Below are 804 nucleotides of genomic sequence, written 5' to 3' on the forward strand. Positions count from 1 at the left end.
GAATATGACGAAGAAAAAAACTACAAAATGCTCCAGGAGCAGTACTGGAATATGGGGCACGAGCGTGGCAAGAGTGAGGGAATAACCCAAGGAAGAGCCGAGGGAAGAAACGAAGGAAAAACCAGGGCATTTATTCAATTGATTCTTGCAAAAATGCAAAAAAATTATACATCAGAACAAATTGCGGATATTCTGGAAATGGATCCAAATTTCGTAAAAGCAATCTGCCAGATTGCAGTTCCAATGTCACCGAACTATGATCTGGATAAAATCTATGAAACGTATCACACAATGAAATAGACATATTGCAATTATAGGACGGAACGAATAAAAGTCCGGAAGAGAATGAGACCGCCTTCCTCTATTTTCACATATCGTTGTTTGCTTGCTCTCACAACACGCGTTCGCCTGCATCGGACTACATCCGCTGCATTCGTACACGTGTGTTCAAGATGCAAACACCTGATATGCTGAAAATCCCGGAAAGCGGTCTCATTCACTTCCTGCTGTATTGGATCCGCTACAAAAAGTAACTGCAGCCTATATTAATTCTGCCATAAAGAATAAAACGCAGCCAGAACGCTACTATAAAAAGCCGGATTACAGGCTTTCATCAGCAACGTTCTGACTGCGTTTATTATTGTAGAATAACCAGTAAAGCAGAAGTTCCGGACACACCATACAGAATAAGCGGCACATTGGAATTTTCCTCGTGCGCGAGCATAGCGCCAGACCGGAGAGCATTGTCTGAGCGTGCAGAGCACGCGAGTTTTGCTCGCAGGTCTGGCAATAAGCGGCGGAGCG

At 43.9% G+C, this 804-nt stretch carries 1 protein-coding gene and 1 pseudogene; one reads left to right on the plus strand and one right to left on the minus strand.

The window, feature by feature from the left end:
• Positions 1 to 300, plus strand: a pseudogene (locus DW819_RS15740) (hypothetical protein); the annotation flags it as partial.
• Between the two features lie 300 nt (positions 301 to 600).
• Here the strand turns inward: DW819_RS15740 and DW819_RS15810 are convergent.
• Positions 601 to 804, minus strand: a 204-nt coding sequence (locus tag DW819_RS15810) for a hypothetical protein (RefSeq protein ID WP_207665312.1), incomplete at its 5' end; no start/stop codon positions are given.

The organism is Clostridium sp. AM33-3 (assembly GCF_003480315.1).
In the GTDB taxonomy this organism is placed as follows: Bacteria; Bacillota; Clostridia; order Lachnospirales; family Lachnospiraceae; genus Brotaphodocola.